A 15,197-nucleotide genomic window follows, 5' to 3' on the forward strand; every position below is an offset into this window, starting at 1 on the left:
GACCTTCTGTGACCTTCGGCGACCTTCTGTGACCTTCGGCGGACACCGGCGGACACCGGCGGTCTTCGGCGGTCTTCGGCTAGGGAGTCAACGGGAGCGCCGCCAGCTCGGCCACGACCAGGGTGAGCGGGCCGAACAGGGCCAGCAGGGCGCCGGCGCGCAGGGCCGCCGCGCTGCGGAGCATCGTGGCGGGCGCGCCGAGCCGCAGGAGGGCGGCGGTCGTGTCCGACCTCGCCTGCTTCGCCTCCACGGCGGCCGTGAGCAGCGTGGCGAGCGTGCAGCCGGTCACCAGGAGCACCCCGACGGTGGTGAGGGGGCCGACCTCGGGACCCGTCGGGTCGTACAGCAGGGCCATCGCGTACGTCCCGGAGGCCACCGCGCAGACGACGCCGAGGGGGCGGCCGATGCGGGTGGCCTCCGCCATCAGGACGCGGCCCGCGAGGAGGCGCAGGGCTCCGGGCCGGGTCGACTGGAGGAGGCGGCCGCAGAGGTGGGTGAGGCCGGGGCCGGCCACCGCGAGACCCACCGCCGTGAGCAGCCAGCCGACCAGGACGGAGGGGGCGCCGCTGAGGCCGGCGGGCAGCGGGGTGTGGGCGGAGCCGGCGGTGCGGTGGGCGTAGGCCTCCACCGCAAGGCCCGCGGCGAGCACGGCGACGCCCCAGGGCAGGCCCTTGGGAGCTTCCCCGGGGGCCGCCGGGAGGGTGCCGTCCAGGGCACCGCCGTGGTCGGGCACCAGGGGGAGGGCGGCACCCTCGTCGCGACCCGGGCGCTGTTCCTCCTCCACGGCGGCGGGAGCGGCCTTGGCCCCGTCTCCGGGTTCCCCCGCACCCTGACGCGCGCGGAAGCGGCCGTACGCGCCGAACGGCTCCCTCGCCGTCGTCCGGCCGTACGCCCCGAAGCGGCCGTACGACCGTGCTTCCCTCCTCGCCGACGCCGGCCGGTCGTCCCGGGGGCGCAGGACGAGCGCCACCGTCACCGACGCGATCGCCGGGACCAGGGCCAGCAGGGTCAGGGCGGCGGGCAGGGGCAGGGGGGAGCCCGCGGCCAGGAAGTCCGCCGCCGCTCCGTCGAAGGGCATGCCCGTCAGATCGCCTCGCAGGTGGAGGAAGAACAGCAGGGCCAGCATCGAGCCGAGCAGGCAGGACAGGGCCGTGGTCGCCGCCGACACGGCCATCAGCCGGGCCGGGCCCAGACCGATCGCCGCGAGCCCCGGACGCGGACGGGTGCCCGGATCGGTGCGGGCCACGGCCAGGGCGAGATGGACCGTGGCGGCCAGCGGGGTCAGGCACCAGGCCAGCCTGAGCAGGGAGCCGGAGGGGTCCTCGGGGTGGCTCATCGCGTGGCCGAGGGTGCACAGGAGGAGGAAGCCCGTGCCCGCCGACGCCAGGGCCACCAGCAGGCGGCGCAGTTGTACGGCGGGACGGGCGCCCCGGGTCAGACGGAGAGCGAGCACGCGGTACGGCCTTCCGGGTCGGCCATCGGGGGCAGGTGCACGGTGTTGACCCGGCGGCCGTCCAGGAGGGTGACGGTACGGTCCGCCAGGGCCGCGGTGTCGGTGTCGTGCGTCGCCAGGACCACGGTGATGCCGTGGGAGCGGGCGGCCGTGGTGAGCGTGCGCAGGACGTGGCCGCGGTCCGCCCGGTGCAGCGGGGCGGTCGGCTCGTCCGCGAAGAGCACCGACGGGGCCGGGGCCAGGGCGCGGGCGATGCAGACGCGCTGGCGCTCGGACTGGGTCAGCTCGTGCGGGCGCCTGCGGGTGCGGTCGCCGATGTCGAGGCGCTCCAGCCACTCCAGCGCGGCCGTCCGGGCCCGCCGGCGGCCGGTGCCGCGCAGCATGAGGGGCAGGGCCGCGTTCTCCCAGGCGTTGAGCTCCGGGACGAGCACCGGGGCTGGGTCGATCCACCCGAAGCGGTCCCGGCGCAGCCGCTCCCGGGTCATCGGGCCCATGGTGTGCACGGGCGCGCTGTTGAACCAGACCTCGCCGCGCTGGGCCGGGGTGAGCCCCGACAGGCATCTCAGCAGCGCGGTCTTGCCGCTGCCGCGCGGGCCGCTCACGGCGAGGATCTCGCCCTCGCGCACTCCGAGGGAGACGCCCTGGAGCGCCGGCGAGCCGTCGCGGTGGGTGAAGTGCAGGGAGCGTGCCCAGAGCACGTCGTTGTCGGGCGGGGCCTCCATGGGCGTACACCTCGTATCAGATCCGTTGTGCCGTGCTGATCCCCCGTGCGGGGGAACGAAGACAGGGCCGATCGGTTACCAGGCACGCTAGGGAAACGGGGGCGCGACCCCGGACAGCACGCGGCCCGGGGCGCATCCCTGTCACTCGGACGGGTGCGCCCCGGGTCGTACAAGCGGCTGAATCGCCGAACGCGTCGAAGGCTAGAGCTTCGTCCAGGCCTCCGTGAGGGTCGCGCGCAGGATCTGCTCGATCTCGTCGAAGGTCCCCTGGTCGGAGATCAGCGGCGGGGCGAGCTGGACGACCGGGTCGCCGCGGTCGTCGGCACGGCAGTAGAGACCGTTGTCGTACAGGGCCTTGGAGAGGAAGCCGTACAGGACGCGCTCGGTCTCCTCGTCGTTGAAGGACTCCTTGGTCGCCTTGTCCTTCACCAGCTCGATGCCGTAGAAGAAGCCGTTGCCGCGGACGTCGCCGACGATCGGCAGGTCGTGCAGCTTCTCCAGGGTCGAGCGGAACGCGCCCTCGTTGTCGAGGACGTGCTGGTTGAGGTTCTCGCGCTCGAACAGGTCGAGGTTGGCGAGGCCGACGGCCGCGGAGACCGGGTGGCCGCCGAAGGTGTAGCCGTGCAGGAAGGTGTTGTCGCCCTTGTAGAACGGCTCGGCCAGGCGGTCGGAGATGATGCAGGCGCCGATCGGGGAGTAGCCCGAGGTCATGCCCTTGGCGCAGGTGATCATGTCCGGGACGTAGTCGAACTTGTCGCAGGCGAACATGGTGCCCAGGCGGCCGAAGGCGCAGATGACCTCGTCCGAGACCAGCAGCACGTCGTGGCGGTCGCAGATCTCGCGCACGCGCTGGAAGTAGCCGGGCGGGGGCGGGAAGCAGCCGCCCGCGTTCTGCACCGGCTCCAGGAACACGGCCGCGACGGTGTCCGGGCCCTCGAAGAGGATCTGCTGCTCGATCTGGTCGGCGGCCCAGCGGCCGAAGGCCTCCGGGTCGTCGCCGAACAGCGGGGCGCGGTAGATGTTGGTGTTCGGGACCTTGTGCGCGCCCGGGACCAGCGGCTCGAAGGGAGCCTTCAGGGCCGGCAGGCCGGTGATGGACAGGGCGCCCTGCGGGGTGCCGTGGTAGGCGACCGCGCGGGAGATGACCTTGTGCTTGGTGGGCTTGCCGGTCAGCTTGAAGTACTGCTTGGCGAGCTTCCAGGCGGTCTCCACCGCCTCGCCGCCGCCGGTGGTGAAGAAGACCTTGTTGAGGTCGCCGGGCGCGTGCTGCGCGAGGCGCTCCGCGAGTTCGACGGCCTTCGGGTGGGCGTAGGACCACACCGGGAAGAACGCCAGGTCCTGCGCCTGCTTGAAGGCGGCCTCGGCGAGTTCCGTGCGGCCGTGACCGGCCTGCACCACGAACAGGCCTGCGAGGCCGTCGAGGTAGCGCTTGCCCTTGTCGTCGTAGATGTAGGTGCCCTCGCCCCGGACGATGGTCGGGACCGGGGAGTTCTCGTACGACGACATGCGGGTGAAGTGCATCCACAGGTGGTCGTACGCGGTGCGGCTGAGGTCCTTGGAGCTCACGGTTATCGGGTCCTCACGGTTATCGGGTTCCCCACATGTAGGTCTGCTTCTTGAGCTTCAGATAGACGAAGCTCTCGGTGGAGCGCACTCCGGGGATGGCCCGGATACGGCGGTTGATGACCTCCAGGAGGTGGTCGTCGTCCTCGCAGACGATCTCCACCATGAGGTCGAACGAGCCGGCGGTCATCACCACGTACTCGCATTCCGGCATGGCCGTCAGGGCCTCGGCCGCGGACTCCACGTCGCCCTCGACGTGGATACCGACCATCGCCTGGCGCCGGAAGCCCACGGTGAGCGGGTCCGTCACGGCGACGATCTGCATCACGCCCTGGTCGAGCAGCTTCTGGACGCGCTGGCGCACGGCCGCCTCGGACAGGCCCACGGCCTTGCCGATCGCGGCGTACGGACGGCGGCCGTCCTCCTGGAGCTGTTCGATGATGGCGAGGGAGACGGCATCCAGATGCGGGGTGCCGTTCCTGGACTCACGGGAGTCCCTGGGGTCTGCGCTTCGACTGGCCACGACGTCACTGTGCACGACGTCTCGACACTTCCGCAAGGCCGTGGCGATGAAATCCGTTGTTTACGCTACGGAGACCTGCGGATTTCGCAGCCTTGGCGCGATCGGGGGTGTTGAAAACGTGGGCTGCCGGATTAGGGTGGGTGTCTCAGTCAGTGGACAGTTCCAACCCCTTCAGGAGGCCGGCAGTGAGCACCGAGCTGCGTCGTCTGCGCAACTACATCGACGGTGAGTTCCGGGACGCCGCCGATGGACGGACCACGGACGTGGTCAACCCCGCGACCGGTGAGGCGTACGCGACCGCGCCGCTGTCCGGGCAGGCGGACGTGGACGCGGCGATGGCCGCCGCGGCTGCCGCCTTCCCGGTCTGGCGGGACAAGACGCCCGCCGAGCGCCAGAAGGCCCTGCTGAAGATCGCGGACGCGTTCGAGGAGCGGGCCGAGGAGCTCATCGCCGCCGAGGTGGAGAACACCGGCAAGCCGATCGGGCTCACGCGGGACGAGGAGATCCCGCCCATGATCGACCAGATCCGCTTCTTCGCCGGTGCGGCGCGGATGCTGGAGGGCCGCTCGGCCGGCGAGTACATGGAGGGCCTCACCTCGATCGTCCGCCGCGAGCCGGTCGGCGTCTGCGCGCAGGTCGCGCCGTGGAACTACCCGATGATGATGGCGGTGTGGAAGTTCGCGCCGGCGATCGCCGCGGGCAACACGGTCGTGCTGAAGCCGTCGGACACGACGCCGGCTTCGACCGTCCTCATCGCCGAGATCATCGGGTCGATCCTGCCCAAGGGCGTCTTCAACGTCATCACCGGTGACCGCGACACCGGGCGGCTGATGGTCGAGCACCCGACCCCGGCGATGGCCTCCATCACCGGGTCCGTGCGGGCCGGCATGTCGGTCGCCGAGTCCGCGTCCAGGGACCTGAAGCGGGTGCACCTGGAGCTGGGCGGCAAGGCGCCGGTCGTCGTCTTCGAGGACACCGACATCGCCAAGGCCGTCGAGGACATCTCCGTCGCGGGCTTCTTCAACGCCGGTCAGGACTGTACGGCGGCCACGCGCGTGCTGGTGCAGTCCTCGATCCACGACGAGTTCGTGGCCGCGCTGGCGAAGGCCGCCGCCGAGACGAAGACGGGGCAGCCGGACGACGAGGACGTGCTGTTCGGTCCCCTCAACAACCCGAACCAGCTCAAGCAGGTCTCCGGGTTCATCGACCGGCTGCCCGCGCACGCGAAGGTCGAGGCGGGCGGTCACCAGGTCGGCGACAAGGGGTACTTCTACGCGCCGACCGTGGTGTCGGGGCTGAAGCAGGACGACGAGATCATCCAGAACGAGGTGTTCGGGCCGGTCATCACCGTGCAGTCCTTCTCCGACGAGGAGCAGGCCGTGTCCTGGGCCAACGGGGTCGAGTACGCGCTCGCGTCCTCGGTGTGGACCAAGGACCACGGCCGTGCGATGCGGATGTCGAAGAAGCTGGACTTCGGGTGCGTGTGGATCAACACGCACATCCCGCTGGTCGCGGAGATGCCGCACGGCGGGTTCAAGAAGTCGGGCTACGGCAAGGACCTGTCGGGGTACGGGTTCGAGGACTACACGCGGATCAAGCATGTGATGACGTCGTTGGACGCGTAGGTCGAAGGCCGTAGGTCGTCTGCGGGTGCGTGGGGGCTGGTCGCGCAGTTCCCCGCGCCCCTAGGTGGGTGCAGGCTCGGCCCTCCGAGATGCGCAGGGCGCTCGACAGGGTGTCCGCCGCACCCCGCTGTCCTCGACGCTGCGTCGATTGCCGGGCCGCGGTGCGGGGCGGCAAGCTGCGGCAATGCCACCTGCACCGCGGACGTCTCCGCTCTCCCGTCGGACTTTGCTGCGCGCGCTCGGTGGTGGGGCGGTGTCGGGCGGGCTCGCCGGCTGCGGTGTGCCCGCCGCCTACGTGTCGGCGGGCGATCGGGCCATACCCGATCGCTCCGCCGCCGACAAGCGGCTGACCTGGGCGAACTGGCCGCTGTACATCGACACGGACGACTCCGACGCGACGAAGCGGCCGACGCTGGACGCCTTCCGGAAGCGCACCGGGATCGCCGTCGACTACGTCGAGGAGATCAACGACAACGACGAGTTCTTCGGCAAGATCAGCCCCGCCCTCATGAACCACCAGCAGACCGGACGCGACCTCATCGTCATGAGCGACTGGATGTGCGCGCGCTTCGTGCGGCTGGGCTGGGTGCAGGAGATGGACCGGGCGCGGCAGCCGAACGTCACGAAGTACCTTGACCCGCTGCTGCGTTCCCCCGCCTTCGACCCGGGCCGCAGGTACACCGTGCCGTGGCAGTCGGGGATCACCGGGATCGCGTACAACCGCAGGAAACTGGGCCGCGAGATCCGGCACGTGAAGGACCTCTGGGCGAGCGACCTCAAGGGCCGGGTCACCCTGCTCTCGGGGCTCGACGAAGCCTTCGCACTGCTCATGCAGGGCAACGGCGTCGACATCACCCGGTGGACGGCGAACGACTTCGACGAGGTCTGCGACCAGGTCGAGAAGTACGTCAGGAGCGGCCGGATCCGCCGCTTCACCGGCAACGACTACACCAAGGACCTCGTCACCGGCGACGTCCTGGCCTGCCAGGCCTACTCCGGGGACGTGATCCAGCTCCAGGCCGACAACCCCGACATCCGCTTCGTCGTCCCCGAGGAGGGCGCGGAGCTGTGGTCGGACTCCCTGATGATCCCGGACCGGGCCCTGCACAAGACCAACGCCGAGCGGCTGATCGACTACTACTACGAGCCCGAGGTCGCCGCCGAACTCGCCGCCTGGGTCAACTACGTCTGCCCCGTCCCCGCCGCGCGCGAGGTGCTGGCCGCGTCGAAGGACGAGGACACCGCGGCGCTCGCCGAGAACCCGCTGATCTTCCCGGACGCGGAGATGCGCGAACGGCTGGTGATCGCGCGGGACATCACGGCGAAGGGGCGGGTCGGGTTCGCCAAGCGGTGGAACGCGATCGTGGGGTTGTGAGCGGGGGCCGGCGGCCGCGTGTGCCGTTCTGCCGGCCTGTGGGTCATTCCGCCGGCCCTGTGGTCGTTCCAGCGACGGTGTGTGCCGTTGCGGCGGGGGTATCCGCTTCGCACTGCACCCGTCGGAGGAGAGGTAGCGCATGTCCGCGTCGCTCGTGGAAACGGTCGATATCGAGGCCCCCGTCGCCGTCGCGTGGTCGCTGTGGAGCGATGTGACCCGGTGGCCGGCCTTCCTGAGCCACGTACGTCTGGTGGACCGGCTGGACGAGCGCCGTTTCGCCTGGCAGCTCCAACTGCCCGGCGCCGACCGGAACTTCGTCGCGGAGCTGACCGAGGTCGTCCCGGAGGACCGCATCGCCTGGCACACGGTGGAGGGCGTGCATCACGCGGGCGTGGTCACCTTCCACCGGCTCAGCGACACGTCGAGCCGGGTGACCCTCCAGATCGAGTACGACCCGCAGGGATTCATCGAGCACCTCGGCGCCCTGACCAACCTGGACTCGGTCCTCGCCAACTACGACCTCGGCGAGTTCCAGAAACTGGCGGAGACAGCGGCGGCGTCCTGAGAGGAACCCTGGCCCTCCTAATATTTTGAACATGTTCAATTCCGGGCGTACGCTGCTGCCATGAGCGACAGAGCCGCCCAACTCAGGGGCATCCGCGCATGGCTGGTGGTCTTCGTCGTCTGCCTGGTGCTCAGCGGGGCCACCGCGTTCCCACTGGTCCACGAGCTGCGGTGGACCGAGGAAGTGCTGCGTCACCTGCCCGCGCCGGACGCCCTCACGGACTGGATCACCCGCGTCCGGCGCGGACTCGACACCGCCGACGCCGACTATCCCTTCCTCCTCTACGGCACGGACTGGCTGGCCTTCGCCCACCTGGTCATCGCGGTCGCCTTCTACGGCCCCTACCGCGACCCGGTCCGCAACGTCTGGGTCGTCGAGTTCGGGATGATCGCCTGCGCGGGGATCATCCCGCTCGCCCTGATCTGCGGACCGATCCGGGGCATCCCGTTCTGGTGGAGCGTGCTCGACATGGCGTTCGGGGTGGTCGGAGTGGTGCCGCTGTACGTCGTACGGAGGAGGATCAAGCGGCTGGAGGCGCTCACCCAGCCCGGCGTCCGGGCCGTGCCTGCTACTTGAGTGCGGCCGTGATGATCCGGCCGACGACCGGGTTCGCGTCCTCGCTCTTGGCGTCGGTGGAGTTGACCGAGTAGACGATCGTGCGGCGCAGGTCGCAGGTACCGGCGATCGCCGAGTTGTAGCCGTACCGGCCACCGGTCTTGACCCAGTACACCGTCCCTCCGGACTCGTAGCGCTGGAGGCCGCCCGCGCTGTAACTCGCGCCCGTGATGTCCGCCGGGACGGCGAACAGCTCCCTCATCAGCGGCCGCGGGACGATCCGGCCCCGGAAGAGGCCGGTGAGCAGGCGCTCCAGGTCCGCGGTCGTGGAGATCATGTCCCCGGCCGCGAACCGGTCCGCCTGGTTCCACTCCGTGACGTCGAGGAGTTCCGTGGTCCCGTCGGCCCTCCGCACCGCCTGGTAACCCTGGTTGTGCGGACCGAGGATGCGCGGGTCGGTGCCCGGGAAGTACGTGTCCCGCATCCCGGCGGGCGCCAGCACCAGCCGGGTCGCCTCCGAGGCGTACGGTCGCCCCGTCACCCGCTCGATCAGCAGGCCGAGGAACGTGTAGTTGATGTTGAGGTAGTGCTGCCGCTTTCCTGGGTCGAACTCCGGCTCCTTGGCGCCCGCGGACGCGGCCACCCGCTGCGGGTCGAGCGTCTCGAAGCGGCGGGCGTAGAGCTCCTCGAAGGTGGTGCCGAGACCGTCGCCCGCCGGGATGCCGCTGGTGTGGTTCAGCAACTGGCGGACGGTGACCGGCTGGAACCGGCTGCCGAGGACACCGGGCAGATGGCGCTGGACCGGCCCGTCCAGGTCGATCCGCCCCTCGGCGGCCAGCCGCAGTACCGTCGCCGCCGTCACCACCTTCGTCGTGGACCCGGCCCGGAAGCGGGCGTCCGGGTCGGCGGGCCGCCCGCTCTCCAGGTCGTGCACGCCCGCACTGCCCCGCCACCTGCCGTCCCGGCCGCCGACCCGCACCAGGGCGGCGGTGGCGTCCGCGTCCGGAAGCCCGGCGATCGCGGCACGTAATGCCTTGGCGTCCGGGCCTGAGGCGGTGTGCGCGGTCGCAGGGGAGGCCGGCCCGGAGGCGGTGTGCGCGGTAGCCGGGGAGGCGGGCAGGGCGACGGTCAGGGGTGCGGCGAGGCTGCCGGCGAGGAGGCTTCTGCGACGGAGGTCAGGCACGGGTCGGCTCCTGGGGACGTGGATGGTGTGTGATCATCCTGCGGGGCCGTGGAGCGGGCGGGATCCTCATGGAGGAGGGCCTGCACCCTGGTGGAACCCTGAGCAACTCACTCCTTCTGCAGAGGAGTTGCCCGGAGAATCCCCCTAAGGGAGGGGCGCTGACCGGAAGGGCGACGTGGTCCGGGCTCAGGGGTGCTACCCGGCGGTGTCGGCCGTTCGCAGGGCGCAGAGCAGGTCCACTCGGTTCGTCGTGATCGAGTCGACGCCCATCTCGGCGAGCCGGCGCATCGAGCGGCGGGTGTCGGGGGTCCACACGGAGATCAGGTACCCGTCCGTGTGGATGCGTTCGGCGAGGTTCCGGTCCATGAGGCTGAAGCGGTAGTTGAGCCAGCGGGGCTTGACCGCGTTCAGCAGGGCGGGGCGCGGGGGCGCGAGGCTCGTCCAGGTGAGCGCGATCTCCGCGGACGGGTCGGCCTCGCGGACGGCGAGCATGGCGCCGGTGTCGGCGCAGTAGTAGACGCGGTCCTGGGCACCCTCCTCCCGGACCACGTCGACGATGCGGCGGGCGACCCGGACCTCGCGGGTGCCGGGCAGGTCCAGCATCAGACGGTCGCCCTCGGTGGCCCGCAACGCCTCCGCGAGCGTCGGCACCCGGCCGTCGGTGAGCCCGCGCACCTCGTCCGCGGACAGGGACAGCAGCGGACGGTCGTGCTCCCACAGGCGTTTCAGCGTGTGGTCGTGGAGCAGGACCGGCACGCCGTCCCTGGTGAGCCGTACGTCGACCTCCACCGCGTCCGCGCCCAGGTCGAGCGCGGTACGCAGGGAGTCGATCGTGTTCTCACGGACGCGGTAGGGGGCGCCGCGGTGTGCGACGGCCGTCAGCTTCTGCATGCGTCCATTGTGGTGGGTCCGCTGTGGCGGGTTCCCTGCGGTCGGTTCGCTGTGGTGGTTCGCTGTGGTGGTTCGCCGCGGTGGGCTCAGGGGGCGAGCCAGGAGGCGGTGTGGCTGTCGATCTCGTCCTTGATCCTGGTCTTGCCGGGTTCGTCAAGGAAGGACGCGTCGACGGCGTTCTTCGCGAGTTCCGCCAGGCCGCGTTCGTCGAGGTCCAGGAGCCTCGCCGCCACCGCGTACTCGCTGTTGAGGTCGGTGCCGAACATCGGCGGGTCGTCGGAGTTGATCGTGACGACGACCCCAGCCCGCACGAACTCCTTGATCGGGTGCTCGTCGAGGGTGCGGACGGCCCGGGTGGCGATGTTGGAGGTGGGGCACACCTCCAGCGGGATGCGGTGCTCGGCCAGGTGCGCGAGGAGTTTCGGGTCCTGGGCGGAGCTGGTGCCGTGGCCGATGCGCTCGGCGCGGAGGTGGGTGAGGGCGTCCCACACCGTCTCCGGGCCGGTCGTCTCGCCGGCGTGCGGAACGGAGTGCAGGCCGGCCGCGATCGCCCGGTCGAAGTACGGCTTGAACTGGGGGCGGGGGACGCCGATCTCGGGGCCGCCGAGCCCGAAGCTCACGAGGCCCTCCGGGCGGAGGCGGTCGTCGGTGGCGAGCCGTACCGTCTCCTCGGCGGCCTCCAGACCTGCCTCGCCGGGGATGTCGAAGCACCAGCGCAGGATCGTGCCGAACTCGGACTCCGCCGCCTTGCGGGCGTCCTCGATCGCCTCCATGAACGCGCGCTCGTCGATGCCGCGGCGGGTGGAGGAGAACGGGGTGATGGTGAGCTCGGCGTAGCGGACCTGCTGGCGGGCGAGGTCCCTGGCGACCTCGAAGGTCAGGAGCCGGACGTCCTCGGGGGTGCGGATCAGGTCCACGACGCTGAGGTAGACGTCGATGAAGTGGGCGAAGTCCGTGAAGGTGAAGTAGTCGACGAGGGCTTCGGGGTCGGTGGGGACCTTGGAGTCGGGGTGGCGGGCGGCGAGTTCGGAGACGATGCGGGGGGAGGCGGAGCCGACGTGGTGGACGTGTAGTTCGGCCTTCGGCAGTTCGGCGATGAAGGCGGGGAGGGGGTTGGTGTCGGGTGTCGTCGGCATGTGGGCCTTCCCTGATCGGCTGATCTGTTTGGTCATCGTAGGACGGGGGGTGTGGTGGCTGGGTGCGGGTGTTTGTCTGCGGCGTCGGTGGGGGCGGGCGTTTTTGCGCAGTTCCCCGCGCCCCTGGAGGCCTGCGGCGGCCTCTTGCGGTCCGGTGGGGGCGTGCGTAGCGCGTTCCGTGCGGTGGGTGGGTCGGTGCCGGGGTGGGGGGTATCCGTCCTCGGTCCGGCGGCTCGGTCCCTTCAGAGGTGCCCGGTTCTGGACGCCGGCCGCTGCGGGCGGACACCCCCCACCCCGTCCCCTGCGCGCCGTACGCGGCCAACGGTCCGTTGGGGCGGGCGCGCGCGGCTGACGGTTCCGTCGTGGCGCAGGTGGACTGCAACCCCTCAGGGGCGCGGGGAACTGCGCGACCAGCCACGACGGACCCGCACCCGCCCGACAACCGAACCCGGCACCCCCCTAGGCGCCCCAAACGGACCCGCACCCCCACATCCCCCCTGCTCAAGCCCACCCCCGCTGCCCTCCCGGGTAGCATGGCCGTACGAACGACCAAGGGGGACATGGGCATGGCAGAGGGAACGCAGTCGGGTGGGGAGGGTGGGCGGGACCCGTGGGCCGCGCCGGAGAGTGGGCCCTCGTTGGAGAAGAGCCCGCCGCCGCCCTCCGTGCACGATCAGAACACCGTGACGTCGGTGCCCAGTGACGGGTACGGCTTTCCGCCCCCCGCCCCCGCGGGCCCCACTCCCGGTTACGGCTACCCCGCCCCCGAGCAGGGCCCCGGTGGGCCCGGGTTCGTGCCGCCGCCTCCCATCGCCCCCGGTGGTCCCGGCGGCCCTGGTGCCGGGGCCGGGTACGGATACCCCGGCTATCCGCAGGCCCCGCAAGCCCCGCAGGGCTACGGCTGGGCCCCGCCCATGCCCCCGCAGAACGGGATGGGCGTCGCCGCGATGGTGCTGGGCATCCTGTCCTGCGCCCTGTTCTGCGTCTACGGCATCCTCTCGCTCATCCTCGGTGTCCTCGCCATCGTCTTCGGTATCAAGGGACGCAAGCGGGCCGAGCGCGGTGAGGCCACCAACCGTGGACAGGCGCAGGCCGGCTTCATCACCGGGATCATCGGGACGATCCTCGGCCTGATCATGCTCGTCTTCATGGCCTTCGTCATCGTGGCCGCCGTCAACTCCGACGACGAGCCCGACTACTACGACGGCTCCCTGCCCGTCGTCGCGGCGGCCCAGCAGTACTGACGTTTGATCAGGCGGCTCTGAGGCGCTCCCGCGCCTCCATCAGCGCGAAGCCCAGCAGGTTCGGGCCGCGCCAGCGCTCAGGGTCGCTAGCCGCCTCGTCGTCCGCGGCGAGGCCGATGCCCCACACGCGGTCGACCGGGCTGGCCTCCACCAGCACCCGGTCGCCGGTGCCCAGGAGGAACGCGCGCAGGTCGTCGTGGGCCGCGAACTTGTGGACGCTGCCCTCGACGACGATGGCGAAGCGCTCCCGCTGCCAGACCTGCTCGTCGAAGCCGCGCACCAGACGGCCCGCCTTCTTGGCCTCGGACGGGTGTCCGGCGTTCAGAACCCGCGTCTCCGCTTCCCGGTCTTCGAAAAGCCGCGCCTTGCCCGCCATCATCCAGTGCTCCGCGGTCGCATAGGTCACTCCGTCGACCACGAACGGTGACGGCCACCACTGGCTCAGGCAGCTCGCGCCGACGCGGCCGTCCGGACGCGGGCGATGTCCCCAGAAGTGCAGATACTTGATGTGTGCGCCTGCTCGGACCTGCTTGACCAGGGCGTCCTGTGTGTCGATCTTCCCCGTGATCTTCCCCATGCACGCGAGTCTGACAGGCACCACTGACACTACGTCCTTCCTTTTCGGGGACGACTCGACACCTGGTCGACAGATTCCGTCGCGTAACCGAAAGGCAACAACGGAATCACTTGTAGGAGTGTCATTGCTCTGTCAGGATCGGCACTCAAATCGAGCTGGAGCTACGCCACCCACCCTCGGGAGCCGAGGGGTGACGGCGGAGGAGAGCGACATGCACAAGCCGGGCAGTGCCACCCCGGACCGGTTCGCGGCCCAGGAGCGGTTCGCCGAAGGCGCGCAGTTCATCGGCGGGCGTCTCACCAAGGGGACCTCCGGGCGTACGCACGCCGTCGTGGACCCCGCGAGCGGGGAGGAGGTCCTCACCTACGAGCTGGCGGGCGCGGAGGATGTCGACGCCGCCGTCGCCGCTGCTCGTGCGGCCTTCCCGGGCTGGGCGGGCGCCACTCCCGGTGAGCGGTCCGACGCCCTGCACCGGTTCGCCGCCGTGCTCGCCGACCGGGCCGAGGACTTCGCCCGCGCGGAGTCCCTCCAGTGCGGGAAGCCGCTGAAACTGGCCCGGGAGTTCGACGTCCCGGGGACCATCGACAACACCTCCTTTTTCGCCGGGGCCGCGCGGCATCTTCAGGGGCAGTCCGCCGGGGAGTACTCCGGGGACCACACGTCCTATGTGCGGCGGGAGCCCATCGGGGTCGTCGGGTCCATCGCGCCCTGGAACTATCCGCTCCAGATGGCCGCCTGGAAGATCCTTCCGGCCATCGCCGCCGGCAACACCATCGTCCTGAAGCCCGCTGAGATCACGCCTCTCACCTCGCTTCTCTTCGCCCAGGCCGCCACCGACGCGGGGATTCCGGACGGTGTCGTCAACATCGTCACCGGGACCGGGAAGGAGGCCGGGGAACGTCTCGTCGGCCATCCCGACGTGGCCATGACCTCCTTCACCGGGTCGACCGCGGTCGGCAAGCGGGTCGCCGAGATCGCCACCGCCACCGTCAAGCGGCTGCATCTGGAACTCGGTGGCAAGGCTCCCTTCGTCGTCTTCGACGACGCCGATCTGGAGGCCGCCGTCCACGGGGCCGTCGCCGGCGCGCTCATCAACACCGGGCAGGACTGCACGGCCGCCACGCGCGCGTACGTGCAGCGGCCGCTGTACGAGGCCTTCGTGGAGCGGACCGCCGCCCTCATGGAGACCGTCCGGCTCGGCGACCCGTTCGCCGCCGGCACTGATCTCGGGCCGCTGATCTCGCACGTCCAGCGGGACCGGGTCGCCGGGTTCGTCGACCGTGCGCGCGGCTACGCGCGCGTGGTGACCGGTGGGGAGGTGCCCGGCGGGGAGCTCGCCAAGGGGGCGTACTACAAGCCCACCCTCGTCGCCGACGCCGCCCAGGACAGCGAGATCGTCCAGTCCGAGATCTTCGGGCCGGTGCTGGTCGTGCTGCCGTTCGACACCGATGACGAGGGCATCCGGCTCGCCAACGACACTCCGTACGGGCTCGCCGCCTCCGCCTGGAGCCGGGACGTCTACCGGGCGAACCGCGCCACGCGGGAGATCAAGGCCGGGTGCGTGTGGGTCAACGACCACATCCCGATCATCAGCGAGATGCCGCACGGCGGGTACAAGGCGTCCGGCTTCGGCAAGGACATGTCCGCGTACTCGTTCGAGGAGTACACGCAGATCAAGCACGTCATGTTCGACAACACTGCGGTTGCCGCGAAGGACTGGCACCGCACGATCTTCGGGGACCGATAGCCGTCGTTCAGGCCGCCCGACCAGCGGCCGCCCACTTT

General features: G+C 70.8%; 13 protein-coding genes and 1 pseudogene. 6 read left to right on the forward strand and 8 right to left on the reverse strand.

Annotated features, from left to right (window positions below; genetic code table 11):
- Nucleotides 1-79 precede the first annotated feature (79 nt).
- The 4 genes from AQJ54_RS06170 to AQJ54_RS06185 form a co-directional block, all read right to left on the reverse strand.
- Nucleotides 80-1,453 (reverse strand): hypothetical protein, encoded by a 1,374-nt coding sequence (locus AQJ54_RS06170; RefSeq protein ID WP_062234566.1) that lies wholly within the window; start codon nucleotides 1,451-1,453, stop codon nucleotides 80-82.
- On the reverse strand, nucleotides 1,435-2,175 hold the full coding sequence (locus AQJ54_RS06175) for an ABC transporter ATP-binding protein (RefSeq protein ID WP_020138785.1): 741 nt from the start codon (nucleotides 2,173-2,175) through the stop codon (nucleotides 1,435-1,437). Before AQJ54_RS06175 ends, AQJ54_RS06170 begins: the two co-directional genes overlap by 19 nt.
- A 201-nt stretch (nucleotides 2,176-2,376) precedes the next feature.
- Nucleotides 2,377-3,741 carry an aspartate aminotransferase family protein gene (locus AQJ54_RS06180; RefSeq protein WP_030315771.1) on the reverse strand — a complete coding sequence of 455 codons (1,365 nt, stop codon included), beginning with the start codon at nucleotides 3,739-3,741 and terminating at the stop codon, nucleotides 2,377-2,379.
- A gap of 19 nt (nucleotides 3,742-3,760) precedes the next feature.
- On the reverse strand, nucleotides 3,761-4,276 hold the full coding sequence (locus AQJ54_RS06185; RefSeq protein WP_062026720.1) for an Lrp/AsnC family transcriptional regulator: 516 nt from the start codon (nucleotides 4,274-4,276) through the stop codon (nucleotides 3,761-3,763).
- Nucleotides 4,277-4,446: 170 nt separating this feature from the next.
- Between AQJ54_RS06185 and AQJ54_RS06190 the strand changes: the two genes are divergently transcribed.
- The 4 genes from AQJ54_RS06190 to AQJ54_RS06205 all read left to right on the forward strand — a co-directional run bounded on the left by AQJ54_RS06190 (nucleotide 4,447) and on the right by AQJ54_RS06205 (nucleotide 8,402).
- Nucleotides 4,447-5,886 (forward strand): gamma-aminobutyraldehyde dehydrogenase, encoded by a 1,440-nt coding sequence (locus AQJ54_RS06190; RefSeq protein WP_062234573.1) that lies wholly within the window; start codon nucleotides 4,447-4,449, stop codon nucleotides 5,884-5,886.
- A gap of 184 nt (nucleotides 5,887-6,070) precedes the next feature.
- A complete protein-coding gene (locus tag AQJ54_RS06195) occupies nucleotides 6,071-7,261 on the forward strand; it encodes a polyamine ABC transporter substrate-binding protein (RefSeq protein ID WP_062234575.1) in 1,191 nt (396 codons plus the stop codon).
- 139 nt (nucleotides 7,262-7,400) lie between these two features.
- A complete protein-coding gene (locus AQJ54_RS06200) occupies nucleotides 7,401-7,826 on the forward strand; it encodes an SRPBCC family protein (RefSeq protein ID WP_062026718.1) in 426 nt (141 codons plus the stop codon).
- Between the two features lie 60 nt (nucleotides 7,827-7,886).
- Entirely contained in the window at nucleotides 7,887-8,402 is a 516-nt protein-coding gene (locus tag AQJ54_RS06205; protein ID WP_062234578.1) for a hypothetical protein, read from the forward strand.
- Here AQJ54_RS06205 and AQJ54_RS06210 read toward each other — a convergent pair.
- From AQJ54_RS06210 to AQJ54_RS06220, 3 genes and pseudogenes are all read right to left on the reverse strand, one after another.
- Nucleotides 8,395-9,564, reverse strand: coding sequence for a serine hydrolase domain-containing protein (locus AQJ54_RS06210; RefSeq protein ID WP_062234581.1), 1,170 nt, complete (start codon nucleotides 9,562-9,564; stop codon nucleotides 8,395-8,397). The genes AQJ54_RS06205 and AQJ54_RS06210 overlap by 8 nt on opposite strands.
- Before the next feature lie 195 nt (nucleotides 9,565-9,759).
- Nucleotides 9,760-10,455 carry a glycerophosphodiester phosphodiesterase gene (locus AQJ54_RS06215; protein WP_062234584.1) on the reverse strand — a complete coding sequence of 232 codons (696 nt, stop codon included), beginning with the start codon at nucleotides 10,453-10,455 and terminating at the stop codon, nucleotides 9,760-9,762.
- An 86-nt stretch (nucleotides 10,456-10,541) separates the two neighbouring features.
- Nucleotides 10,542-11,607 (reverse strand): annotated as a pseudogene (locus AQJ54_RS06220) (adenosine deaminase).
- A gap of 550 nt (nucleotides 11,608-12,157) precedes the next feature.
- On the opposite strand from AQJ54_RS06220, the gene AQJ54_RS06225 reads away from it, so the two are divergent.
- Complete coding sequence (locus AQJ54_RS06225) at nucleotides 12,158-12,835, forward strand: DUF4190 domain-containing protein (protein WP_062234953.1); 678 nt, start codon at nucleotides 12,158-12,160, stop codon at nucleotides 12,833-12,835.
- A 7-nt stretch (nucleotides 12,836-12,842) separates the two neighbouring features.
- Here the strand turns inward: AQJ54_RS06225 and ybiA are convergent, their stop codons facing one another.
- Entirely contained in the window at nucleotides 12,843-13,412 is a 570-nt protein-coding gene (gene ybiA, locus AQJ54_RS06230; protein WP_062234588.1) for a riboflavin biosynthesis intermediates N-glycosidase, read from the reverse strand.
- A gap of 211 nt (nucleotides 13,413-13,623) precedes the next feature.
- On the opposite strand from ybiA, the gene AQJ54_RS06235 reads away from it, so the two are divergent.
- Complete coding sequence (locus AQJ54_RS06235) at nucleotides 13,624-15,159, forward strand: gamma-aminobutyraldehyde dehydrogenase (protein WP_062234957.1); 1,536 nt, start codon at nucleotides 13,624-13,626, stop codon at nucleotides 15,157-15,159.
- Nucleotides 15,160-15,197 lie beyond the last annotated feature (38 nt).

The sequence above is a fragment of the Streptomyces griseorubiginosus genome (assembly GCF_001514195.1).
GTDB classification, from domain to species: Bacteria; Actinomycetota; Actinomycetes; order Streptomycetales; family Streptomycetaceae; genus Streptomyces; species Streptomyces griseorubiginosus.

What these genes read in the sequence shown, in the direction of transcription:
- AQJ54_RS06175 (WP_020138785.1), bottom strand. Translation starts at nt 2,175, where the DNA reads ATGGAGGCCCCGCCCGACAACGACGTGCTCTGGGCACGCTCCCTGCAC.
- AQJ54_RS06195 (WP_062234575.1), top strand. Translation starts at nt 6,071, where the DNA reads ATGCCACCTGCACCGCGGACGTCTCCGCTCTCCCGTCGGACTTTGCTG.
- AQJ54_RS06200 (WP_062026718.1), top strand. Translation starts at nt 7,401, where the DNA reads ATGTCCGCGTCGCTCGTGGAAACGGTCGATATCGAGGCCCCCGTCGCC.
- AQJ54_RS06205 (WP_062234578.1), top strand. Translation starts at nt 7,887, where the DNA reads ATGAGCGACAGAGCCGCCCAACTCAGGGGCATCCGCGCATGGCTGGTG.
- AQJ54_RS06215 (WP_062234584.1), bottom strand. Translation starts at nt 10,455, where the DNA reads ATGCAGAAGCTGACGGCCGTCGCACACCGCGGCGCCCCCTACCGCGTC.
- AQJ54_RS06225 (WP_062234953.1), top strand. Translation starts at nt 12,158, where the DNA reads ATGGCAGAGGGAACGCAGTCGGGTGGGGAGGGTGGGCGGGACCCGTGG.
- ybiA (WP_062234588.1), bottom strand. Translation starts at nt 13,412, where the DNA reads ATGGGGAAGATCACGGGGAAGATCGACACACAGGACGCCCTGGTCAAG.
- AQJ54_RS06235 (WP_062234957.1), top strand. Translation starts at nt 13,624, where the DNA reads ATGCACAAGCCGGGCAGTGCCACCCCGGACCGGTTCGCGGCCCAGGAG.